Here is a 20,557-nt window from a genome sequence, read left to right as displayed (position 1 = left end):
GTTGGAGTTGACAATGGGAATTAGCACGCGCAGCAATCGCCCGCCGCGCGCAACCGCCTAGGTCCAGAACAGCACCGTCTCGATGATGTCCTGATACGACCAGGGGTAGATATCGGAGAACCATCCGGTCTCCGGAACGAAGCAGAGAAGCGCGACGTACAGCACCGAGATGCAGACGAGCGTCAGCAGCCCCTTCATCAGCAGCACCTGGGCCGTCGATCCGGGCCTGAGGTTCTCATTGACGATGAACGCCAGAAGCACCGATGCCGCCAGGAACATGAAGCTGAAGTCCGCATAGTAGCGCTGCAGGATGCCTGCCATCTGCGCATCCATGAGCGCAACCACCACGCCACCGAACAGCAACGCGATGATGACGCCCGCAATGGTTCGCGTTGAACGCGTTTTAAAGCGCAAAGCCAGGATACGGCGCGAGAACGGCAGAATCCACAGGATGGGAAGGCACGCCAGCACGCCGCCGAACGTGACCTCCTTGATGGTCTGCCCCAAGTACGTGGTCTCGAAGGGAGCAGGCTGCAGGAACGGGAACACGCCGGTCATTGAAGGCGGCTGCAGGAAGTACGCGAACAACGCCGGAGCCAAACGCCCGATGTTCCAGCCGCGCTTGGTCATATCGTTGACCGTCAGGTTGTAGTTCGCGCCGAAATCGGTGAAGCTGCCGAAACGAGCATGGTTGTACAGCATGAGCCCCGCCGCCACCACGATGTACGGCGCCATCAAGCACGCGAACTCGATTGCGCCCTTACGCGTGAGAATGGTCCGCTTCGTGATGTACTTGCGCCAGAACAAAGGAAACGCTACCAATGACAGCACGATCAGCTGCGGACGGCACCCGACAACCAGGGCCATGCACAGACTTCCGCCCAGATACCAACCACAAGGGTTCGTCGCCGCACGGCCGCGCATCCACAGATACAAGCCCCACACCGAGAACGCCAAGCCCATCGAAATGGGAAGCGAGTAGAACGTGGGGAACTTCAGCAGATAGAGGATGCCGCAGCACATGACCAGCGGAATCTGCAGCAACAGGTACAAGCCTAGGCTGACGCGCTTGAAGTGATAGCGTGCGAACCTGTCGAGCAACGCCGAACAACCCAACACGAACATGATGACGGCCATGAGCACACCGATGGCTGTGGGGAAATTCGACCCGGTCAACAAATAGAACGGCAAGTAGAACACGAGCACAGGAACCACACCGAAGTACACGTAGTAATGCCCATCATGGTAGGCAACGTCGAACAGGTACTCCTCGCCCGCTTTCTTTTGCAACTCATCGCGAGCGCCCTTGTCATAAGGGTCATCCATTTCCTGGAGCCACTGGGGAGGGGTTTCCTCCAAGTACAACCGTCCATGAGCCATAGACTTGGCCAGCTCGGCATATTGCTGTGCGTTTTCACCGCCGACCTTGAACGTGTTGGCGATACCGGCGCCATCCCACGAGCCGGAATTGTACGTGCTGGTGGCGACGCCAACCAAGTTCGAGCCCATGAACAGATAGGAGCTGAGCAACACGATCTCGATCGCCACGGCGGCGATCAGAGCAGCCTTGGATTTACGCGGATTGCGAACGATGCCGATGCGGTAGATGGCCGACTTCGGACGGAAGATGAAGGCAAGCGCCAAAATACCCAACGTGAACAGAAAACGCGTTTGGTTGAACAAGAACGGTTCCCGTGCGTTGATAGACACATCGGAAAGTTTCACCGGGTAGCTGATATCCTCGCCGGTGATGGTGATCTTAAGGTTGGTCACCAGCCCCGTAGTGTTCAGATTGATGTACTCGCTTTGATCGCACAGCGTGTTGACGTCCACCTCGGGAACGCCCACCGTGTACTCGGTGGAATCGAAGTAGGTGCTGTGAGCCTCGTCGGTGAACTGGATCTTCACCTTCAGCTGCTGTGCGGGCTGCCGGTAATCGAAGTTCAACCACACGTTATGAACCTCTGAGTTGAGGTTCTTGAATTCGATGACGTGATTGACTTCGGTGACGCGATACTGGTTATCGAGGGTCTTCGTCAGCGCCAAGCGATTATCCAGATTGGTGGTGTGGTAGCCAGCCGTGCGGAAGTAGTTGAAGTTGAACACGAACGTTTCCAGCACCAAAGCCGCAAGTATCAACAGCACGGCGCTCTTCAAGACGTGCTTTACCGTAGCGCCATGCTTAAGCATAAGCTGCTGGTGCCAGTAGGATATGTTCTGCTTCATGGTAGGCATACGGCGAAACATTATACGGGATAAGCAAAGGGAGAGGTAGTTTCACCCCTCCCTCTCAAGCAATATGCACGTTTTACTGCAGATGCTACAGGCCCAAAGCCTGCTTCACATCAGCGTAGACAACGTCGACGTCGCGGTCGCCGTCGATGGACACGATCAGATCGCAGCCGCGATAGTAGTCGATCAGCGGAGCCGTGGACTTCTCGTAAACGTCAAGACGGTTGCGCACCGTGGCCTCGTTGTCGTCGTCGCGCTGGTACATCTCGCCACCGCATGCGGGGCAAGAAGCGTCGGCGACGGAGCCGATGTGGCCGCATTCCTTGCACATACGACGGGAGGTCAGGCGCTTGACGATGACCTCGAAGTCGACATCGATGAGCAGAGCGGCGTTCAGCGGGCGCTTCAGCTCGGCCAGCATGGTGTCAAGAGCCACAGCCTGCGTGGTGGTACGCGGGAAACCGTCCAGGATGACGCCCTTCTCGGTGTCAGGCTGCTCGATGCGCTCCTTCATCAGGTCGATGATCAGCTCGTCGGGAACCAGCTCGCCGGCGTCCATGAAGCCCTTGGCCTTAACGCCCAGGGGGGTCTGATTCTTAACGGCAGCGCGAAGGATGTCGCCCGTGGAGATATGGCACAGGCCGCAATCCTCGACCAGCTTGGCAGCCTGCGTGCCCTTACCGGCGCCCGGGGCGCCCAGCAACACGATGTTCATGGTGAAGCAATCCTTTCGAGATATGCAGATAATGCAATTCCCATGATAACAAAAAGGGAGGGCCCGAAGGCCCTCCCTGTCGGTAACTGCAAGGTTTCCTTACTTGAAGAAACCCTCGTAGTTATGCATCTTCAACTGGCTTTCAACCTTGCTCATGGTATCGAGCGCAACGCCGATCATGATGAGGATGGAAGTACCGCCGAACGCCTGGATAAGCGTGTTGCCGGTGAAGTAGAAGATAATGGTCGGCACGACCGCGATGACCGCGATGAAGATGCCGCCCGGAAGCGTAACGCGATGCAGCACGTTCTTGATGTAGGTCACGGTAGCGGAACCGGGACGCACACCGGGAATGAAGCCGCCCTGCTTGCGCAGGTTGTCCGCCGTCTCCTCAGGATTGAACACCATGGAGGTGTAGAAATACGCGAAGAAGACGATCAGCGCGATGGTGAGGATCCAGTTCACCCAACCCGTGGAGATGGCATCGGCGAACGCCGTCAGCCAACCCACGTTGAACAGAGCAGCAAGCTGAGCCGGGAAGTAGATCAGGCAGCTTGCGAAGATGATCGGGATGACGCCCGCCGCATTCACCTTCAGGGGAATGTAGGTGGACTGACCGCCCATCATCTTACGACCCTGCACGCGCTTGGCGTAATTCACCGGGATGCGGCGCTGTGCGCGCTCCACGAAGATGATCGCGGGGATGCACACGAGCACCACTGCCAGGATAAGCGCCGTGATGGCGATACCCATGCCGGTGTCGGTGGTCAGGTTCACCGAAGAGAAGATGGCCGAAGGCACACGGCTGACGATGCTCACGAAGATGATGAGCGACATGCCGTTGCCGACGCCGCGCTGCGTGATGAGCTCGCCCATCCACATGATGAACGCGGTACCGGCCACCAACGTGAAAACCACCAAAATGTCGGTAACGATCTCGGGAACCTCGGAAGAGAACACCACGCCGTACTGCGGGGACTTGAACAACAGCAGGTAACCAATGGCGTTGATCAGACCCAGGGCCAGCGTCAGATAACGCGTGACCTGAGTGATGCGACGCCTACCGGTCTCGCCTTCCTTCGCCCAACGGCCCACCGCCGGGATAACGCCCTGCATCAGCTGCATAATGATGGATGCGGTGATGTAGGGCATGATACCCAGCGAGAATACCGAGAAGTTCGAAAGCGCGCCGCCGGTGAACAGGTCCAGCATGGTCATGGACACGCCCGAATCCTGGAACGAGTCAGCGAACTCGCGGAACGGGATGCCCGGAACCGGCACGTAGGAACCGAATCGATAGAGCGCAAGGATGCCCAGCGTGAACAAGATCTTCTTGCGCAGCTCGGGAACCTTGAACGCGTCGATGATAGAGCTTAGCAAGGCTCTTCGACCTTTCCGCCAGCTGCCTCGATCTTCGCCTTGGCGGAGGCAGAAACCTTGTCGACCTTGATGGTCAGAGCCTTGGTGATGTCACCATCGCCAAGAACCTTCACCAGGGCGTCCTCATGCTTGATGATGCCCTTGGCCTTCAGGGAAGCACCGTCGACGACGTCGCCAGCCTCGAACTTCTCCTCGAGACGGGAGACGTTGACGGGCAGGTACTCGACGCGGTTGATGTTGCGGAAGCCAGGCAGCTTCGGCAGACGACGGGCCAGCGGGGTCTGGCCGCCCTCGAAGCCGGCGCCCTTGCCGCCACCGGAGCGGGACTTCTGGCCGTTCATACCGCGGCCAGCGGTCTTGCCCTGACCAGCAGCGTGGCCGCGGCCGACGCGCTTGCGGTTCTTACGAGAGCCTTCTGCGGGCTTGAGGTCCTTGAGTTCCATTCTTTTCTCCTTGCAGATAGCTTACCGGGCTCCCGCCCGGTGCTGGCAGCTCGCCGCCAGCAAACTTCCAATACAGCCGATTGGCGCGCCGGAATCCGACACGCCAACCGAGAATTTTACCCGAGACGGGTAAGTATGCCAAGGTGGCGATTGGGAACTTTACAGCTCCTCCACCTTGATGAGATGCTTCACCTTGAAGATCATGCCGCGGATGTTGGCATTGTCGACCTGGTCGATGGAGCGGCCGATCTTGCCGAGGCCCAGGGCCTTCAGCGTTGCAGCCTGATCCTTCTTGTAACCGATGGAGCTCTTCACCTGCGTAAGACGCAGCGTCTTCTTAGCGTCGGACATGGGTTACTCCTTCCAGCCGTAGATCTTGGCAACGGAAATGCCACGACGCTCGGCGACGGACTCGGGGGACTGCATTTCCTTCAGACCCTCGGCCGTGGCCTTGACGACGTTCATGACGTTGTCGGTGCCCAGAGACTTGCACAGGACGTTCTCCACACCGGACAGCTCCAGGACGGCACGAGCAGCGCCGCCGGCGATAACGCCGGTACCGGGAACAGCGGGCTTGATCAGAACGCGACCGGCACCGAACTCGCCGATGATCTCATGCGGCAGCGTCTTCTCGTCGGTCAGCGGCACGGAGAACATGTTCTTCTTTGCGTCCTCCACGCCCTTCTTGATGGCCGTAGGCACTTCCTGGGACTTGCCCATGCCGATGCCGACGTGGCCGTTGCGGTCGCCCACGACCACCAGCGCGGTCAGACCGAAGCGGCGACCACCCTTGACGACCTTGGACACGCGATTGATGTAAACGACGCGCTCTTCGAGCTCGGGAGCTGCGGCGTTCTCTTGCTTGTTGCGAGCCATAGACTAAACCCCTTCTAGAATTTCAGACCGGCTTCACGAGCAGCGTCGGCCAGAGCCTTGACGCGCCCATGGTACAGGTTGCCACCACGATCGAAAACGACTTCCGTGATGCCGCATTCCTGAGCCTTCTTGCCTGCGATCTCACCGAGAGCGGTAGCGCCCTCGACGTTAGCGCCGTTCTTGCCCGTAGCCTTGAAATCAGGGCCCAGGGTGGAAACGCCGCACAGGGTCTTGCCCGCAACGTCGTCGACGAACTGCACGTAGATGTTGTTGTTGCTGCGCGTCACGCAAAGACGGGGACGCTCCGGCGTGCCGGAGATCTTACCGCGCACGCGACGATGGCGACGGGCCAGCGCAGCTTGCTTTTTCTGAAGCTTATTCATGGTAATCCCTTCGTTCAGTTACGCTTGCGCGCTTAGTCCTTGCCAGCCTTGCCGACCTTGCGGCGGACATGCTCGCCCTCATAGCGGATGCCCTTGCCCTTGTAAGGCTCAGGCTTGCGCCATGCGCGGACGTTCGCGGCCACCTGGCCGACCTGCTCCTTGCTGATGCCGGAGACGACGATCTCGGTCTGGCTGGGAACCTCGAACGTGATGTTCTCGGGGCACTCCATGAGCACGGGGTGCGAGAAGCCCAGCTGCATCTCCAGGTCCTTGCCCTTCAGCGCGGCACGATAGCCGACGCCGACCAGCTGCAGCTTCTTCTGGTAGCCGGCGGAAACGCCCTCGACCATGTTGTGGATGAGGGTGCGGGTAAGGCCGTGCAGGCTCCTGGCCTCACGGGAGTCGTCAGGACGGGAGACGATGATCTCCTCGCCTTCCTGGCTGATGGTCATCATGGGGTTGAACTCGCGGGTGAGCTCGCCCTTGGGGCCCTTGACCGTCACGATGTGGCCGTCGATCTTCACGTCGACGCCGGCAGGAACGGTAACGGGCTGCTTGCCGATACGAGACATAAACCTATCCCTTCCTTTCCTACCAGATGTACGCGATAACCTCGCCGCCGATGCCCTTCTTGCGGGCGTCGCGGTCGGTCATCACGCCGTTGGACGTGGAGACGATTGCAGTGCCGAGGCCGCCCAGAACGCGGGGCAGCTCGTCCTTGCCGGCGTAGATGCGCAGACCCGGCTTGGAGATGCGGCGGATGCCGCGGATGGTCTTGGCCTTCTTCTCGCCGTACTTCAGCGTGATTTCGAGCGTGGCACGAGGCTCGCCTTCGACAACCTCGTAGCCGGCCACATAGCCCTCTTCCTGCATGATGCGGGCGATCTCGACCAGCTTCTTGCTGGAGGGCATGGAGACCGTAGCCTTGCCGGCAGAGTTAGCGTTACGCACGCGCGTAAGCATATCTGCGATAGGGTCAGTCATGGTCATAGTAAGTTTCTCCTTTGGTTCGTGATGAGCCGATCGGTTCGGTTCGGATAGGCGCCCTTAGCACCCCCGCCTGAACCGTGGCACACCCGTACGTACCTTGTGTTTGGGCCTACCAGGAAGCCTTGGTCACGCCGGGCAGCTCGCCTTTGTTGGCCAGCTCGCGCAGGCACACGCGGCACAGGCCGAACTTACGGTAGTAAGCGCGCGGACGCCCGCAACGCGTGCAGCGATTGTGCTGGCGCGTGGAGAACTTCGGCTCGCGCTCGCTCTTGGCGATCATCGATTTCTTTGCCATGCAAATCCTTCTTTCTTGTTTCCAAGCCCGCCGGGAAGGCGGGCTTTAAACTGCCTGCAGGATGACCTGGCCGGCCATCCTTACGGTCAAACAAAAGGGTTAGTCGCGGTCCTTGAACGGGAAGCCCAGCGCGGAAAGCAGCGCAAATGCGTTCTCGTTGTTGCCGGCGGTGGTGACGAACGTGATGTCCATACCACGGGTGCGGTCGACCTTATCGTACTCGATCTCGGGGAAGATCAGCTGCTCGGTAATGCCGAGCGTGTAGTTGCCGCGACCGTCGAAGCTGGTCGGGGAGATGCCGCGGAAGTCGCGGACGCGCGGCAGAGCAGCGGCCAGCAGACGATCCAGGAACTCCCACATGCGGTCGCCACGCAGGGTGACCTTGCAGCCGATAGCCTGACCCTCGCGCACATGGAAGCCTGCGATGGACTTCTTGGCGCGGGTGATGCAGGGCTGCTGACCGGTGATGATGCGCATGTCGTTCATGGCGGCATCAAGCAGCTTGTGGTCGGAGGCGGCGGCGCCGACACCCATGTTCACGACGATTTTCTCGAGACGCGGAACATTGTTGATGTTGTCGATGCCCAGCTCGCTTTCCAGCTTAGCGACGATCTCGTTCTTGTACTTCTCTTTGAGACGAGGAGCAGTCATGCGATTTCCTTTCGATGAATTAAACGCAGGATTTCCGACCCTGCGTCCCTGGTCTTATATGGCCAGGGTCATATTCTAAACGCGGCCCGCGCAAAGGCAGGCCGCCTTCAACAAAACTATTTATCGATATCCTTGCCGCACTTCTTGCAAACGCGGACCTTCTTGCCGGCCTCGTTCACGCGGTGGGACACGCGGGTGGGCTGCTTGCACTCGGGGCAGACGACCATGACGTTGGAGACATGGATGGGAGCCTCGACGGACATGATGCCGCCCTGCGGGTTCTGCTGAGTGGGGCGCATGGCCTTCTTGACCATGTTCACCTTCTCGACGACCACACGCTGCTTGCTGGGGAGAGAACGAACGACCTGGCCCTCCTTGCCCTTGTCCTTGCCGGACAGAACGCGGACGGTGTCGCCCTTCTTGATGTTCATGCTGTTCATTGCGAATAACCCCCTTTACAGCGTCTCAGGTGCCAAGGACACGATCTTCATGTACTTCTTCTCGCGCAGCTCGCGGGCGACGGGCCCGAAGATACGCGTGCCGCGCGGCGCACCGTTGGCGTCGATCAGGACGGCAGCGTTCTGGTCGAACTTGATGTAGCTGCCGTCAGCGCGACGAACTTCCTTCTTCACGCGCACAACGACGCAGCGCACGACGTCACCCTTTTTGACAGCACCGTTGGGCATAGCCTCTTTGACGCTGCAGATGATCACGTCGCCCAGGCCCGCGTAACGGCGCTTGGAGCCGCCCAGGACCTTGATGCACTGCACCTTGCGAGCGCCGGAGTTGTCGGCGACCGCGAGCATGGTTTGCATCTGAATCATTGCTTCAACCTATCTTTCAATCGGTAATCTGATGGGATAAGAGGAAAGGGCTATTTAGCCTTTTCGTTGATCTCCACCAGACGCCAGCGCTTCATCTTGGACAGCGGACGGGTCTCCATGATGGTGACGGTATCGCCGACGCCAGCCTCGTTGTTCTCATCATGCGCATGGAACTTCTTGGTGGTCGTCATCATCTTCTTGTACACCGGATGCGGCTTGCGCTCGGCGACGGAGACGACGATGGTCTTGTCGTTGACGGCGCTGACCACGATGCCCTGGCGGACCTTACGCGTATTACGCTCTTCGCTCATGTTATCAAACCTTCCTTTATGCGCTCAGCTCACGGGCGCGCATCTCGGTCTGGATGCGAGCGATGTCCTTCTTGACCTGCTTCACGCGTGCGGTGTTGTCAAGCTGGCTCGTTGCCATCTGGAAGCGCAGGTTGAAAAGCTCAGCGCGTGCTTCCTTGAGTTTGGCCTGCAGATCGTCGGCAGACAGCTCACGAATCTCTGCTGCTTTCATTTACTCCTGCCCTTCCGTTTCCTTGGTCACAATCTTGCACTTGATGGGCAACTTGTTGATTGCAAGGCGGAGCGCCTCTTTGGCCGTGGCCTCGTCGACGCCGTCGATCTCGAACATGATGCGACCGGGCTTGACGACCGCGACCCAGGCCTCGGGGTTGCCCTTACCGGAACCCATGCGGGTCTCAGCCGGCTTCTTGGTGATCGGCTTGTCCGGGAAGATGGTGATCCAGACCTTACCGCCACGCTTCATGCAACGGGTCATGGCGATACGAGCGGCCTCGATCTGACGGTTGGTGATCCAGTGTGCTTCCAGGGCCTGGATGCCCCAGGTGCCGTGGTTCAGACGGGTACCACCCTTTGCACGGCCCTTCATGGAACCGCGCTGCACCTTGCGGTGCTTAACACGCTTAGGTACGAGCATTACTTGCGCCCCCTATCATTACGGTCGTTGCGGCGGGAACGGTTCGGGCGAGAGCCGCCCTCGAGCTGAGGCTGCGGAGCCTTCTGGCCCGGCAGGACCTCGCCGTGGTACACCCACACCTGAACGCCGATGGCGCCCATCTGCGTGCGGGCGGTGCAGAAACCGTAGTCAACCTTGGCACGCAGCGTGTGCAGCGGCACGCGACCCTCGCGGTACCACTCGCGGCGGCTCATCTCGGCACCGCCGAGACGACCGGCGCACTGGATGCGGATGCCCTTGGCACCGGACTTGCGGGCGGACTGCACGGCCTTGCGCATGGCGCGACGGAAAGCGACGCGGCCCTCGAGCTGCTCGGCAACGGACTGGGCGATGAGGTTTGCGTCCAGTTCGGGGCGCTTGACCTCGACGACCTCGATGTTGACCGGGCCGTTAGCAACCTTCTCGAGCTTCTTGCGCAGAGCGTCGATCTCGGCGCCCTTCTTGCCGATCACGACACCCGGGCGAGCCGTGGTGACGATGACCTTGATCTTGTCGCCTGCGCGCTCGATCTCGACCTTGGAGACGGCGGCACGGGCCAGCTGCTTGTCCAGGAACTTCCTAATGGCCAAGTCGTTTGCCAGGTTCTGGGCGTAATCCTTGTCGGCGTACCAACGGCTGCGCCACTCTTCGGTGATACCGAGGCGGAACCCGGTAGGGCTTACCTTCTGACCCATAGACTTTATGCCTCCTCTCGCGGAGCGACGATGATGGTGATGTGGCAGGTGCGCTTGCGGATGCGCGAAGCGGAACCCTTAGCGCGGGGACGGATGCGCTTGAGCGTGGGGCCCTCATCAACGAAGGCGGTCTTCACGACCAGCGTCTCCGGACGCACATGATGCTGGTACTCAGCGTTTGCCACAGCGGAGTTCAGCGTCTTCTCGACAACCTCGGCGGCTGCGCGATTGGTGAACATCAAGATCTCACGGGCAGCCGGGACGGACTTGCCGCGGATCAGGTCGACGACGATGCGTGCCTTGCGGGGCGACATGCGCACGGTACGTGCGATTGCTTTAGCTTCCATGATTCACCCCTTCTTATCGCTTCTTCTTGTCGGCTGCGTGACCCTTGAAGGTACGCGTGGGGGCGAACTCGCCCAGCTTGTGGCCGACCATGGACTCGGTAACGTAAACCGGCACGTGCTTGCGACCGTCGTGCACCGCGATGGTGTGGCCCACCATTTCGGGGAAGATGGTGCTGGCACGGGACCAGGTCTTGATGACGTTCTTTTCGCCGGCCGCGTTCATCTTCTCGATGCGCTCAAGAAGGCGAGGCTCAACGAAAGGACCCTTCTTCAAACTTCTGCTCACTATTACTCCTTAACGCTTAGCGCTACTTCTTGCGACGGCGAATGATCAGGCGGCTAGAGGCCTTCTTCGGGTTGCGCGTACGATGACCCTTGGTCGGAACGCCCCAGGGGCTGACAGGGTGACGGCCAGAAGTCTTGTTCTTGCCTTCGCCACCGCCGTGGGGATGGTCCACAGGGTTCATGACGGTACCGCGAACCGTCGGGCGGATGCCACGCCAACGATTACGGCCGGCCTTGCCGATCGTGATGTTGGAGTGCTCGGCGTTACCGACCTCGCCAATGGTGGCGCGGCAGGTGAGCAGCACGCGGCGCATTTCGGAGGAGGGCATGCGCAGGATGGCGTACTTGCCTTCCTTGCCCATCAGCTGGATGCTCGTGCCGGCGGAGCGGGCAAGCGCGGCGCCACGGCCGGGCTGCAGCTCGACAGCGTGGATGAGCGTACCAACGGGGATGCAGGACAGCGGCATGGCGTTGCCGGGCTTGATGTCCACATCGGTGCCGCTGACGATCATGTCGCCGACCTTCAGGCCCTTCGGGTGAAGAATGTAGCGCTTCTCGCCGTCAACGTAGTGCAGCAGAGCGATACGAGCGGAGCGGTTCGGGTCGTACTCGATGGTAGCGACCTTTGCAGGCACGCCGTCCTTGTTGCGCTTGAAATCGATGATGCGGTAACGACGCTTCACGCCGCCGCCCTGATGACGGACGGTGATGTGACCGTGGTTGTTGCGGCCCGCCTTCTTGTTCAGCGGCGCAAGCAGGGACTTTTCCGGCTTGTCGCAGGTGATTTCGGCCTTGTCCGAAACCGTCTGGAAGCGACGACCGGGGCTAGTCGGCCTGTACTGTTTGACTCCCATTTCAAACCTTTCCATCTGGATTTCCGCTCGCATGCCTCACCATGCACCGGAGATCCTTCCTACAGATGTGGATATGGCGATTGCCCAAGCACGCTCGTTTGAGGCCGAACGCACCGACTCCGTCAATCCACGCGCCCGGGCGTATCCATAAGTCACCAGACGCAACTGGACATTATACGAGCCTGCGCGAGTTGTTTCAAGAAAAACCTGCTTGAACGAAGCGCGCCCACAACCTGCACACAAGCCAGGTTGCGGGCGCTTATCTATTGATATGGAGAGGGTCTTGCGGAGTTCCCCCTATCACCATTTCGGCAATGCCGCCGAGCTGCGTGCTAATCCAGGTGGAACGCGCACGGCAGGTCGACGCTTACCGGCGAGCTGTCGGCATTGGTCTCCATGACGCTGGCCATGAAGTCCCACCACTTCCGGCAGATCTCGGTTTCCGCCGATTCAGCGTAACGCTCGGGATCGTCGAGCTCGATATAGCCGAACAGGATGTTGGTCTCCTCATCGATGAAGATGCTGTAGTTGTGCCCGCCGTACTCGTGGAGCATATCGGCCATCTCAGGCCACAGCTCGTTGTGACGGCGCTCGTACTCCTCGGCGAACCCCGGATACAGCTTCATCTTGAAGCCGCTGATGGTGCGGCCTTCGGCGGTTTTACGTACGGTCATCGCCTTTTCCTTTCATTATCGTTGCGGATATGGGCATGCAGTCGCGCACGGACCCGGGGATTTCCCACCCCTTGCCCCTTGTACGCACAGCGCGTACGCGCCGCGAAACGCGCATGCCCGATCTTGCGGCAGCGCCGGGACGGACGAGAGGCTGCAGACCCCCTGCCCTGCCGGCGTATATGCGCCGCGAAACGCGCATGCCCGGGCGGCGCGCGCCCGGGCATGCAAGGGAAACGTTACTGAAGCTTGCCGTAGCGCTCCTCGGTGATTTGATCGAGCGTCTTGCCCTGCGTGTCAGGGCACCACACCACGCCGACCACAAGCGAGACCACCAGCACCGCGCACATGATGAGCGCAGCCGGGAAGAAGCCCGCCGGGTTGGTGGAGATATCGCCCATGATGGCGCCGACGCCGACGAGCGACCAGATGCCAAGGGCCGCACGCACTAGGAAGAACATGATGCCCTGCGCGCCGCCGCGATAGCGCGTCGGGAACAGCTCGGTTCCCCACAACGCATAGAAGCACTGCGCCGAGAAGCCGGCCGAAACGCCCCACAGGATGACGTAGACCCACAGGCACCAGCCCATGGAATCGGTGGTGCCGTTGTTGAGCGCCGCGCCGAAGATGGCGATGCACACCCATGAGGCAAGCGCCAACAGCGCCGACGCCCCAAACAGCACGCGATGAGGCACCTTATCGCCCAGCTTGGAGAACACCGCCAGCGAGCAGACGGCCACGAGCACCCATTGCACCACGCCGAGCAGGCTCTGCCCCACCGAGTCGATGTTGCCGGCTGCGGCGTACAGATACGGCATGAACTGGCCGTTGGTGCCCGCCGCCAGGTTCCACGTCAGGTACACGGCCACCAAAAACACGATGGTCTTGACGTTGACGGGGTTCTTCAGCGCATTGGCCATCATGCGGCCGAACGACTCGTGCTCGGCCGTCTCGGCCTGCTTCTCCGCCCAGTCCTTGGACTCCTGCAGCTGACGCTGAAGATTCCATGCGACGAGCGCCACCACGAGCAGCACCAGGAAAAGGATGCGCGTGGACAGCAAGCCGTCGAAGGGACCGTAAGTTCCAGCGGGCAGCAACGTCTTGCCGTCGGCCGCGAAACCAGGGAGCGCAAACGACAGGGCCAAGGACAGCAGGAAGATGATGGCCGGGCCGCAGCTCCATGCGAACTGGCTGATGCCGATGTTCGCGGCGCGCTTGGTTGAGGTGGACGTTTCGGAGATGTAGCTCCACGATGCGGGGACGCCCGCTCCCACCGACAGGCCGGAGAGCACCACGCCCACCACCACCATGGGCAGGTTCATGGCGCACATGGCGATTGCCACGCCGATGGCGTATACCAGCAGGTTGTAACGGTAGATGATGGTGCGGCCGTACTTGTCGGTCAGAAATCCGCCGATAAGCGCGCCGATGGCGGCGCCGAACGCGTTCGCGCCGATAGCGCCCAGGATAGAGGTCCACATCGAGCCGAAACCGAATGCGGCGGCCCACGCCGTCAGCGCCACCGACGACGCCACGATGCACCCGGAATCCAGGAAGTTCGTCAACGACACCGCGATGGTGCCCTTGCGCTCCTGAGACATTGCCATGATCGATTCGCCTTTCACTTGTTCCTATGGCCGGCAGCTGCGCTAGTCCAGGAAGCTTTCGTTGATATCGAGTTTGAAATCACGGGCGATGGCGCGCAGGCCGTCGTCGGTGATGGTGTTGCGGAACTCGTCGCTGCCGCCGTTGAGCATACGGGCCTCGGCGTAGATGGCCGCGGCCTTCTCAATGGTATGCATAAGGCCGAACGCCGTGTCGAAATCAGGGCCGGACACGAACAACCCATGCTGCGCCCAGATGGCTGCATCGTAGGTTTTCATGAGCTCGCAGGTGGCCTGCGCGATCTCGGAGCCGCCCGGAACCATCCACGGCACGACGCCCACGCCCTTCGGGAACACCACGATGCACTCGGTCATGGCCTTCCACAGGGCGCGCGTGATGGTGCGCGCATCAAGCGGCATGACGAACGACAGCGCGATGACGTTCTGTGGATGAGCATGGTAGATCACACGGCATGCACCGTCGGTGGCGGCCACGCGGACGCTATGGTTCATGAAGTGCGTGGGGAACTCGCTGGTGGGAACGCCCCCGTCCTTCAGGCCCCACACGATGCGCCATGCGTCGCCGGCGTCGTTTATCTCGACGATGCCCACGTTGGCCGCAGGGTCGAGCTGCACGTTGCGCATATAGCGGCCCGATCCCGTGGTGGCGAAGAACGCCCCGCGCAGGTTGTCGGCCTGCACGCCCATGGACACCCAGCTGGAGGGGTTGTCGTAGAAGAACGGGCGGCACGCACCAACCTGCTCATCGGTCAGGCGATACGTCAGGTTACCGCCGTTGCGCTCATGCCAGCCCTGGTCCCAGCCATCGGTGCACAGGCGCACGAACGCCTTCATAAACGGCTGCTGCTCCACGGCCACGCCCGAAACGGCGCCCTTGGCAACGGTGACGCCCTTGTCGAGCACGCCTTGCGCGGCTTGCGCGCCACGGCCCAGCACGTCTTGCGCGCTATCCAAAATACCCATGTTCCTACCTTTCCATCATGCGCCGGGAACTACGGCGCGGACCGGGCGGGCGCGGATGCGCGTTCCGCGCCCGCCGCTTGCTTTCATTGAACGTGAAGGGCTGCCCGCCTACGCGCGGCCGGAGAGCACCTCGTCCTCATAGGCCTTGATGGGAGCCCACAGCCCGCCATCGGTCGGCACGCCCTCGCGACGGCAGTACTCGTCCCACACGGCGCCGAACGGCATGGTCTTGAACTGCTCGGTGACGATCATCTTCTCGGAGAAGCGGTACGTATCCTGCAGCTCCTTGAGACGCTCGACGGGCTGCAGCAGCTCGAACAGCAGGCTCTTCTCCATGGCACGGGTGCCGGTCGCCCAAGCGCCGATGCGGTTGATGGACGCGTCGAAGAAGTCGAGGCCGATGATAACCTTGTCCCAGCCGTCCGGGCAGCGCACGATCTCGCCGGCGATCTCCTTGATGTTGTCGTCGAACAGCACAACGTGATCGGAGTCCCAGTGCATGGAGCGGGTGACGTGCAGCGGCACGTACGGGAAGAACAGCAGCAAGCTGGAGAGCTTGTCGGCGATGTTCTCCATGGGGTTGAAGTGGCCGGCGTCGATGAGCACCACGTGGTTGCCGCCCTTCTTCGCGGCATAGGACACGTAGAACTCCTGGTTGCCGGTGGTGAAGCCCTCCACACCGATGCCGAAGACCTTCTGCTCCATGGCGTCGATGACGTGCGGCGTTTCGAAGGAGTAGATCTCGTCGAGCGCATCGCGCAGACGCTCGCGCATGCCGAAGCGATCTGCCGGGTAGTCCTTCAGGCCATCGGGGATCCAGAAGTTGTTGAGCACCATGTCGTCAAGCTCCTCGCCGATGCGCTCGGCGATCTTGCGGCATGCGATGCAGTGACGGATCCAGAAGTCGCGCACATCCTTATCCGGCGAGGAGACCGTCAGGCCCTCCTTGACCATGGGATGGCTGAACAGCGTGGGGTTGAAGTCGATGCCGTAGCCGTGTTCCTTGGCCCATGCCACCCAGGGCTCGAAGTGCTTGTACTCGATCTGGTCGCGGTCAACCCAGGGGTTCTCATCGGTGAAGATGGCATAGCTTGCATGCAGGTTGATGCGCTTCTTGCCGGGGATGAGGCTGCACGCCTTCTCGAAGTCGGCCGTCAACTCCTCGAAAGTGCGGGCGCGACCCGGGTAGTTTCCCGTGGTCATGATACCGCCGGAGGCCGCGTTGTCCTTCTGGTCGAAACCCATGACGTCGTCGCCTTGCCAGCAGTTGACGGAGATCGCCTTGCCGGCCAGCTTCGCCAGGACCGCCTCGGTGTCGATGCCCTCGGCTGCGTATGCCTCGCGTGCCAGTTCGTAAGCTGTGCTCATGTGCGCTCCTATCTTGGATGAATTGCTATGTTCAAGCCGCGATGCGGCGGTGAACCGATTCGGGTGCGCAGAGCCGACGCGCGGCGGCGGCCCTGCGCGTCCGGGTTATTCGGGCTGATATTCCACCACGTCGAACGATCGGCGGATGGCCTCTCGCGCCTCGTCGAGGTCGGCGAAGACGCCGTCGCCGATCATCTGCACCATAAGGTTGCCCAGGCTGGTGCCCTCGATGGGGCCGGCGAACACGGGGATGCCGCACGCGCGAGCCGTCAGCTCGTTGAGGTAGGTGTCTTGGCATCCCCCGCCGACGATGTTGATGGAGGTGTACGTGCGGCCGGTCAGCGCCGACAGTTCGTTGATGGAATCGGCGTAGCAGCCGGTCAAGCTCTCGTATACGCAGCGCATCAACTCGCCGACGGTATCCGGCACGGGCTGGCCCGTCTCGCGGCAGGCGGCCTCGATCTCCTCGATCATGGACGCAGGCGCCAGGAAGCGATCGTCGTTGACGTTGACGTGCGGGACGGGGGCGTCGGGATGCAGCTTCTGCTCGGCGCGCGCGGCATCCGCCAGCTCGCCGAAGCCGATCTCCTTGGCGGCGCGCTTGAGCTGGGCGCCCTTGCCGGAGACGTAGCTGACACCGTTGAGCTCGCGGCGGATGGACTGGATCATCCACAGTCCCATGATGTTCTTCAAGAAGCGGAAGCGCTTCAGATAGCCGCCCTCGTTCGTGAAGTTTTGATACCTGCTGGCGTCAGAGGTGATGGGGCCCTCGTGCTCCACGCCGAGCAGGCTCCACGTGCCGCTTGAGAGGTAGACGGCCTGCGCGTCGCGCGCAGGCACCGCCAGAAACGCCGAACCCGTGTCGTGCGTGGCAGGCAGCATGACCTGGGCATCGAAGCCCACGCGCTGCTGCACCTCGGGCGTAAGCCCGCCCACTACCGTACCGGGCATGGCGATGTCGCCGAACAGGCGCGCGGGAGCCTCTGCCGCCTCAAGGGCGAACGCATCCCACGTGCAGGTGCGGGCGTTGACGAGGTTCGTGGTGGTGGCGTTGGTGTATTCGTTGACCATGTTGCCCGTGAGCAGGTAGTTCAGGTATTCGGGCACCATAAGGAAGCGATCTGCCGCCTCAAGCTCCTCGGGATGCTCGCGCGAGAGCGCCGCAAGCTGATAGACCGTGTTGAACGCTTGGCGCTGGATACCCGTGACGCGATAGAGCCTCTCCAGGCCGATGCCCGCATCGACATCGGCGGCGACATCGTTGGTGCGCGCATCGCGATACGCCACCGCGTCGCCGACGAGCCGGCCCTGCGCATCGACCAAGACGAAGTCGACGCCCCAGGTGTCGATGCCGATCGTCTCGGGGATCTTGCCGGCTTCGCGGCATTTTTCCAGGCCGATCAGGATGTTCTCCCAGATCATGTCGATATCCCAGCAATCGTGCCCACGACGGCGCACCTGCACGTTGTCGAAGCGGTGCACCTCCTCGAGCTCGATCACGCCGTTTTCGTTCACGCTACCGAGCACGTGGCGTCCGCTCGACGCCCCGATGTCGATGGCAAGGTAGTAACGCTGCTGCGGCATTACTTCCCTCCCCTTTGTTTGGTTGTATCGTTTTCCCGGATCTGCACCACGTACATGACATTGGTGGCTGCGACGGATTCCGTGCCGTCAGGGCCCTTGGACACCACAGGGCTGGTCGAGCGATCGCCTGCAGTAAACACGGCGACATCGCCCGGGCGCAAAAGGCCCTTGGACACCACGGCATCGCGCGCATTGTCCACGACGCTGCGCATGTCGCCCTGCACATCGCCGAGCATGGGCACGACGCCCCAATGGATCTGCTGCTGGCGCATCACACGCTCCGACGGCGTGACCGCGTAAATGGGAACGCGCGGGCGCAGGTTGGACACCAGGCGCACGGTACGGCCTGACATGGTGGGCGCCACGATGCAGGCGGCGTTGACGGTCTCGGCCGTTTGCACGGCGGCAAGGCCCACGGCCAGCGCCACGCGCGCGGCAACGCGCGTGCGATCGGGGAAGCGCTCGTCGAACAGGTACGGTTCGCTGGCCTCGGCGACGCGGGCCATCATCTGCACGGCGGGAACCGGGTACTGACCGCACGCCGTCTCGCCCGACAGCATGACCGCATCGGTGCCGTCGTAGATAGCGTTTGCCACATCCCCCACCTCAGCACGCGTGGGACGCGGGTTGCGGATCATGGAATCGAGCATCTGCGTTGCCGTGATGACGGGCTTCGACGCGCGGTTGCAGGCGCGGATGATTTCCTTCTGGATGTGCGGCACCTTATAGGCCGGGACCTCCACGCCCAAATCGCCGCGGGCGATCATGATGCCGTCGGACGCCTCTATGATCTCGTTGATGTTCTCGACGGCCTCGTGGCATTCGATTTTCGAGAGGAACATGATGTCGGCGCCGCCGTGCTCGTTCAAAAACGCTCGCATCTCGCGTACACCCGCGGCATCGCGAATGAAGGACGCGGCGATGAAGTCGACGCTTTGCTCGATGCCGAACAGCAGGTCGGCGCGATCTTGGTCGGTCATGACCGGCAGGGGCAGCGACGTGCCGGGAAGGTTCATGGATTTGCGCTCGCCGAGCAAGCCGGAATTTTGCACGGTGCAATGGATATCGCCGCCCTCGACGCTATCGACGGCAAGCTCGATAAGCCCGTCGTCGACCAGGATGACCGTACCGGGCGAAACGACATCGGCCAGGCCCTTGCAGGTTTGGCTGACCACACGATCGTTGCCTTCGACCGCCGCCTCGGTGAACGTGAACGAGTTGCCCGCCATAAGCTGCACCGGCTTATGGCCCGCCAGCTCGCCCGTGCGGATCTCCGGGCCTTTCGTATCGAGCAAGATGGCGCAGGGGCTGTCCATTTCGCGGCGAACCTTGCGCAAGCGGTCCATACGAGCACGCTGCTCATCATGCGAGCCGTGCGAGAAATTGAAGCGGGCGATATCCATGCCCGCGTTGATCAGACCTTTGAGCGTCGACTCGCTATCGACGGACGGGCCAAGGGTGCACACGATCTTCGTTCGCTTTGCCATGCAGCCACCTTACCGTTGCGTACTAAGTCTCACATATACGGAAACTATACCGCTAAACGGCGGTGATTCCTCGGCAATCGGAAAACCCCACTTTTGCGCTAGACTCACTGCAAAATTCCAGCGGAAAGGCAGCGAGCATCCTGCGAACGTTACGTCGCCCGGAACGCCGTAAGCTACAGCAGCTCCCCGCCATACAAAGGCTCGAGCACGGACTCCCGATGGTTCTCGAACAGGTCGCGGGCGCTGCCGCGCCATGCCACCTCGCCTTGCTGCAAGCACACGACGTTATCGGCGATACGGCGCGTTTGCGCCAGGTCATTAGAAAGCAAGCCCCCATTTCCCGTGTCCAAAAGATGAGGGGTAATATGGGAAAGCGCGCATGGGGCAGACACCCCGCTGAGACGAAAACGGGCCCGCAGCATCACCGCTGCGGGCCCGTCCTGTTCGCACGTTGCTCTCGGGTCTTAGATTTCCTTGACCCACAGACCGTGGAGGTTGCAGTACTCGTACGCCTTCACCGGCGCATCGCCCGCGGCCAAGGCGAAGGTTGCCTCAGGGGCATCCTGCGCAGTGAGCGGGGCGATCTGGTAACCCTTCTCGGTGACGAGCACGATGAACGCGATCAGATGCTCGGGCGTCATGGGATGAGCAACCTCGCCAACCTTCACGTGAACCGTGGAGCCGTCGACGACGACCTGCGGCACGTGCTTCTCCATTGCGGCGTCGGTGTCGTTGGCGCGGAGCTCGACCATTTGCTCGCCGCAGCAGGACATGGGCACGCCCTGGTCGAACGGCTTGATGGCCACGTTGCCGCAATGCATGCACTTGAAGAATTTGACGTCCATGGTAAACCCCTCTCAGGTTTCAACGGCAACCCCCGTGGTGCCGTTGCTCTCAGTATAGAAACGCCTTGCGTGCGCGGAGGG

General features: G+C 61.3%; 28 protein-coding genes. All 28 read right to left on the bottom strand.

Going from position 1 to position 20,557, the window contains the following annotated elements; translation table 11 throughout:
- Positions 1-57: 57 nt before the first annotated feature.
- Positions 58-2,235 (bottom strand): hypothetical protein, encoded by a 2,178-nt coding sequence (locus RDW26_RS00650; RefSeq protein ID WP_307982069.1) that lies wholly within the window; start codon positions 2,233-2,235, stop codon positions 58-60.
- 85 nt (positions 2,236-2,320) lie between these two features.
- Positions 2,321-2,947, bottom strand: a complete 627-nt coding sequence (locus tag RDW26_RS00645; protein ID WP_307982067.1) for an adenylate kinase — start codon at positions 2,945-2,947, stop codon at positions 2,321-2,323.
- Positions 2,948-3,046: 99 nt separating this feature from the next.
- Positions 3,047-4,327, bottom strand: coding sequence for a preprotein translocase subunit SecY (gene secY / locus RDW26_RS00640; RefSeq protein WP_294419002.1), 1,281 nt, complete (start codon positions 4,325-4,327; stop codon positions 3,047-3,049).
- On the bottom strand, positions 4,321-4,770 hold the full coding sequence (gene rplO, locus RDW26_RS00635; protein WP_118349607.1) for a 50S ribosomal protein L15: 450 nt from the start codon (positions 4,768-4,770) through the stop codon (positions 4,321-4,323). The genes secY and rplO overlap by 7 nt, the downstream gene beginning before the upstream one ends.
- A 159-nt stretch (positions 4,771-4,929) precedes the next feature.
- Positions 4,930-5,121 carry a 50S ribosomal protein L30 gene (rpmD, locus tag RDW26_RS00630; RefSeq protein WP_042432910.1) on the bottom strand — a complete coding sequence of 64 codons (192 nt, stop codon included), beginning with the start codon at positions 5,119-5,121 and terminating at the stop codon, positions 4,930-4,932.
- A 3-nt stretch (positions 5,122-5,124) separates the two neighbouring features.
- The gene (gene rpsE / locus RDW26_RS00625; protein WP_042432906.1) at positions 5,125-5,646 is read right to left on the bottom strand and encodes a 30S ribosomal protein S5; all 522 of its coding nucleotides are present in this window, start codon (positions 5,644-5,646) and stop codon (positions 5,125-5,127) included.
- A 14-nt stretch (positions 5,647-5,660) separates the two neighbouring features.
- Entirely contained in the window at positions 5,661-6,029 is a 369-nt protein-coding gene (gene rplR, locus RDW26_RS00620) for a 50S ribosomal protein L18 (RefSeq protein WP_042432903.1), read from the bottom strand.
- Positions 6,030-6,061: 32 nt separating this feature from the next.
- Complete coding sequence (gene rplF / locus RDW26_RS00615) at positions 6,062-6,601, bottom strand: 50S ribosomal protein L6 (RefSeq protein ID WP_294161402.1); 540 nt, start codon at positions 6,599-6,601, stop codon at positions 6,062-6,064.
- Between the two features lie 19 nt (positions 6,602-6,620).
- Positions 6,621-7,019 (bottom strand): 30S ribosomal protein S8, encoded by a 399-nt coding sequence (gene rpsH / locus RDW26_RS00610; RefSeq protein WP_042432896.1) that lies wholly within the window; start codon positions 7,017-7,019, stop codon positions 6,621-6,623.
- A gap of 109 nt (positions 7,020-7,128) precedes the next feature.
- A complete protein-coding gene (locus RDW26_RS00605; protein WP_042432893.1) occupies positions 7,129-7,314 on the bottom strand; it encodes a type Z 30S ribosomal protein S14 in 186 nt (61 codons plus the stop codon).
- 99 nt (positions 7,315-7,413) lie between these two features.
- Complete coding sequence (gene rplE / locus RDW26_RS00600; RefSeq protein ID WP_118349609.1) at positions 7,414-7,965, bottom strand: 50S ribosomal protein L5; 552 nt, start codon at positions 7,963-7,965, stop codon at positions 7,414-7,416.
- Positions 7,966-8,081: 116 nt separating this feature from the next.
- A complete protein-coding gene (rplX, locus tag RDW26_RS00595) occupies positions 8,082-8,396 on the bottom strand; it encodes a 50S ribosomal protein L24 (RefSeq protein WP_294360889.1) in 315 nt (104 codons plus the stop codon).
- 24 nt (positions 8,397-8,420) lie between these two features.
- Complete coding sequence (gene rplN, locus RDW26_RS00590; RefSeq protein WP_042432884.1) at positions 8,421-8,789, bottom strand: 50S ribosomal protein L14; 369 nt, start codon at positions 8,787-8,789, stop codon at positions 8,421-8,423.
- Between the two features lie 50 nt (positions 8,790-8,839).
- Positions 8,840-9,100, bottom strand: a complete 261-nt coding sequence (gene rpsQ, locus RDW26_RS00585; protein ID WP_294360677.1) for a 30S ribosomal protein S17 — start codon at positions 9,098-9,100, stop codon at positions 8,840-8,842.
- Positions 9,101-9,116: 16 nt separating this feature from the next.
- On the bottom strand, positions 9,117-9,311 hold the full coding sequence (rpmC, locus tag RDW26_RS00580) for a 50S ribosomal protein L29 (RefSeq protein ID WP_009306348.1): 195 nt from the start codon (positions 9,309-9,311) through the stop codon (positions 9,117-9,119).
- The gene (gene rplP, locus RDW26_RS00575; RefSeq protein ID WP_042432877.1) at positions 9,312-9,734 is read right to left on the bottom strand and encodes a 50S ribosomal protein L16; all 423 of its coding nucleotides are present in this window, start codon (positions 9,732-9,734) and stop codon (positions 9,312-9,314) included. It lies immediately after the preceding gene.
- Positions 9,734-10,447, bottom strand: a complete 714-nt coding sequence (gene rpsC, locus RDW26_RS00570) for a 30S ribosomal protein S3 (RefSeq protein WP_307982044.1) — start codon at positions 10,445-10,447, stop codon at positions 9,734-9,736. The genes rplP and rpsC overlap by 1 nt, the downstream gene beginning before the upstream one ends.
- A 5-nt stretch (positions 10,448-10,452) precedes the next feature.
- Positions 10,453-10,794, bottom strand: coding sequence for a 50S ribosomal protein L22 (gene rplV, locus RDW26_RS00565; protein ID WP_042432872.1), 342 nt, complete (start codon positions 10,792-10,794; stop codon positions 10,453-10,455).
- A gap of 13 nt (positions 10,795-10,807) precedes the next feature.
- Complete coding sequence (gene rpsS / locus RDW26_RS00560) at positions 10,808-11,080, bottom strand: 30S ribosomal protein S19 (RefSeq protein ID WP_281624042.1); 273 nt, start codon at positions 11,078-11,080, stop codon at positions 10,808-10,810.
- A gap of 22 nt (positions 11,081-11,102) precedes the next feature.
- Entirely contained in the window at positions 11,103-11,933 is an 831-nt protein-coding gene (gene rplB / locus RDW26_RS00555) for a 50S ribosomal protein L2 (RefSeq protein WP_042433633.1), read from the bottom strand.
- 332 nt (positions 11,934-12,265) lie between these two features.
- The gene (gene rhaM, locus RDW26_RS00550) at positions 12,266-12,607 is read right to left on the bottom strand and encodes an L-rhamnose mutarotase (protein ID WP_307982042.1); all 342 of its coding nucleotides are present in this window, start codon (positions 12,605-12,607) and stop codon (positions 12,266-12,268) included.
- A gap of 236 nt (positions 12,608-12,843) precedes the next feature.
- The gene (locus RDW26_RS00545; RefSeq protein WP_307982040.1) at positions 12,844-14,211 is read right to left on the bottom strand and encodes an MFS transporter; all 1,368 of its coding nucleotides are present in this window, start codon (positions 14,209-14,211) and stop codon (positions 12,844-12,846) included.
- A gap of 42 nt (positions 14,212-14,253) precedes the next feature.
- Complete coding sequence (gene rhaD / locus RDW26_RS00540; protein ID WP_114620227.1) at positions 14,254-15,192, bottom strand: rhamnulose-1-phosphate aldolase; 939 nt, start codon at positions 15,190-15,192, stop codon at positions 14,254-14,256.
- Positions 15,193-15,300: 108 nt separating this feature from the next.
- A complete protein-coding gene (locus RDW26_RS00535; protein WP_042432864.1) occupies positions 15,301-16,560 on the bottom strand; it encodes an L-rhamnose isomerase in 1,260 nt (419 codons plus the stop codon).
- Positions 16,561-16,665: 105 nt separating this feature from the next.
- The gene (gene rhaB / locus RDW26_RS00530) at positions 16,666-18,144 is read right to left on the bottom strand and encodes a rhamnulokinase (protein WP_307982036.1); all 1,479 of its coding nucleotides are present in this window, start codon (positions 18,142-18,144) and stop codon (positions 16,666-16,668) included.
- Positions 18,144-19,631 (bottom strand): pyruvate kinase, encoded by a 1,488-nt coding sequence (gene pyk, locus RDW26_RS00525; RefSeq protein WP_307982034.1) that lies wholly within the window; start codon positions 19,629-19,631, stop codon positions 18,144-18,146. Before pyk ends, rhaB begins: the two co-directional genes overlap by 1 nt.
- A 173-nt stretch (positions 19,632-19,804) precedes the next feature.
- The gene (locus RDW26_RS00520; RefSeq protein ID WP_307982032.1) at positions 19,805-19,960 is read right to left on the bottom strand and encodes a hypothetical protein; all 156 of its coding nucleotides are present in this window, start codon (positions 19,958-19,960) and stop codon (positions 19,805-19,807) included.
- A gap of 135 nt (positions 19,961-20,095) precedes the next feature.
- A complete protein-coding gene (locus tag RDW26_RS00515) occupies positions 20,096-20,476 on the bottom strand; it encodes a desulfoferrodoxin family protein (RefSeq protein WP_307982031.1) in 381 nt (126 codons plus the stop codon).
- Between the last annotated feature and the right edge of the window lie 81 nt (positions 20,477-20,557).

This window comes from uncultured Senegalimassilia sp., from assembly GCF_902464545.1.
Lineage (GTDB): Bacteria > Actinomycetota > Coriobacteriia > Coriobacteriales > Eggerthellaceae > Senegalimassilia.
Note: the sequence above shows the minus strand (reverse complement) of the source record. Positions and strands in the feature narration are given on the sequence as shown.

Bases quoted from the DNA above. Each gene is read 5' to 3' on its own strand.
- RDW26_RS00535 (WP_042432864.1), bottom strand. From the start codon at position 16,560: ATGAGCACAGCTTACGAACTGGCACGCGAGGCATACGCAGCCGAGGGC.
- RDW26_RS00545 (WP_307982040.1), bottom strand. From the start codon at position 14,211: ATGGCAATGTCTCAGGAGCGCAAGGGCACCATCGCGGTGTCGTTGACG.
- RDW26_RS00645 (WP_307982067.1), bottom strand. From the start codon at position 2,947: ATGAACATCGTGTTGCTGGGCGCCCCGGGCGCCGGTAAGGGCACGCAG.
- rplO (WP_118349607.1), bottom strand. From the start codon at position 4,770: ATGGAACTCAAGGACCTCAAGCCCGCAGAAGGCTCTCGTAAGAACCGC.
- rpmD (WP_042432910.1), bottom strand. From the start codon at position 5,121: ATGTCCGACGCTAAGAAGACGCTGCGTCTTACGCAGGTGAAGAGCTCC.
- rhaM (WP_307982042.1), bottom strand. From the start codon at position 12,607: ATGACCGTACGTAAAACCGCCGAAGGCCGCACCATCAGCGGCTTCAAG.
- RDW26_RS00605 (WP_042432893.1), bottom strand. From the start codon at position 7,314: ATGGCAAAGAAATCGATGATCGCCAAGAGCGAGCGCGAGCCGAAGTTC.
- rpsC (WP_307982044.1), bottom strand. From the start codon at position 10,447: ATGGGTCAGAAGGTAAGCCCTACCGGGTTCCGCCTCGGTATCACCGAA.
- RDW26_RS00515 (WP_307982031.1), bottom strand. From the start codon at position 20,476: ATGGACGTCAAATTCTTCAAGTGCATGCATTGCGGCAACGTGGCCATC.
- rpsQ (WP_294360677.1), bottom strand. From the start codon at position 9,100: ATGAGCGAAGAGCGTAATACGCGTAAGGTCCGCCAGGGCATCGTGGTC.
- pyk (WP_307982034.1), bottom strand. From the start codon at position 19,631: ATGGCAAAGCGAACGAAGATCGTGTGCACCCTTGGCCCGTCCGTCGAT.
- RDW26_RS00650 (WP_307982069.1), bottom strand. From the start codon at position 2,235: ATGCCTACCATGAAGCAGAACATATCCTACTGGCACCAGCAGCTTATG.
- rpsE (WP_042432906.1), bottom strand. From the start codon at position 5,646: ATGGCTCGCAACAAGCAAGAGAACGCCGCAGCTCCCGAGCTCGAAGAG.
- rplV (WP_042432872.1), bottom strand. From the start codon at position 10,794: ATGGAAGCTAAAGCAATCGCACGTACCGTGCGCATGTCGCCCCGCAAG.
- rplB (WP_042433633.1), bottom strand. From the start codon at position 11,933: ATGGGAGTCAAACAGTACAGGCCGACTAGCCCCGGTCGTCGCTTCCAG.
- rhaD (WP_114620227.1), bottom strand. From the start codon at position 15,192: ATGGGTATTTTGGATAGCGCGCAAGACGTGCTGGGCCGTGGCGCGCAA.
- rplE (WP_118349609.1), bottom strand. From the start codon at position 7,965: ATGACTGCTCCTCGTCTCAAAGAGAAGTACAAGAACGAGATCGTCGCT.
- rhaB (WP_307982036.1), bottom strand. From the start codon at position 18,144: ATGCCGCAGCAGCGTTACTACCTTGCCATCGACATCGGGGCGTCGAGC.
- rplR (WP_042432903.1), bottom strand. From the start codon at position 6,029: ATGAATAAGCTTCAGAAAAAGCAAGCTGCGCTGGCCCGTCGCCATCGT.
- rplP (WP_042432877.1), bottom strand. From the start codon at position 9,734: ATGCTCGTACCTAAGCGTGTTAAGCACCGCAAGGTGCAGCGCGGTTCC.
- rplX (WP_294360889.1), bottom strand. From the start codon at position 8,396: ATGAACATCAAGAAGGGCGACACCGTCCGCGTTCTGTCCGGCAAGGAC.
- rplF (WP_294161402.1), bottom strand. From the start codon at position 6,601: ATGTCTCGTATCGGCAAGCAGCCCGTTACCGTTCCTGCCGGCGTCGAC.
- rpsH (WP_042432896.1), bottom strand. From the start codon at position 7,019: ATGACCATGACTGACCCTATCGCAGATATGCTTACGCGCGTGCGTAAC.
- rplN (WP_042432884.1), bottom strand. From the start codon at position 8,789: ATGATTCAGATGCAAACCATGCTCGCGGTCGCCGACAACTCCGGCGCT.
- rpmC (WP_009306348.1), bottom strand. From the start codon at position 9,311: ATGAAAGCAGCAGAGATTCGTGAGCTGTCTGCCGACGATCTGCAGGCC.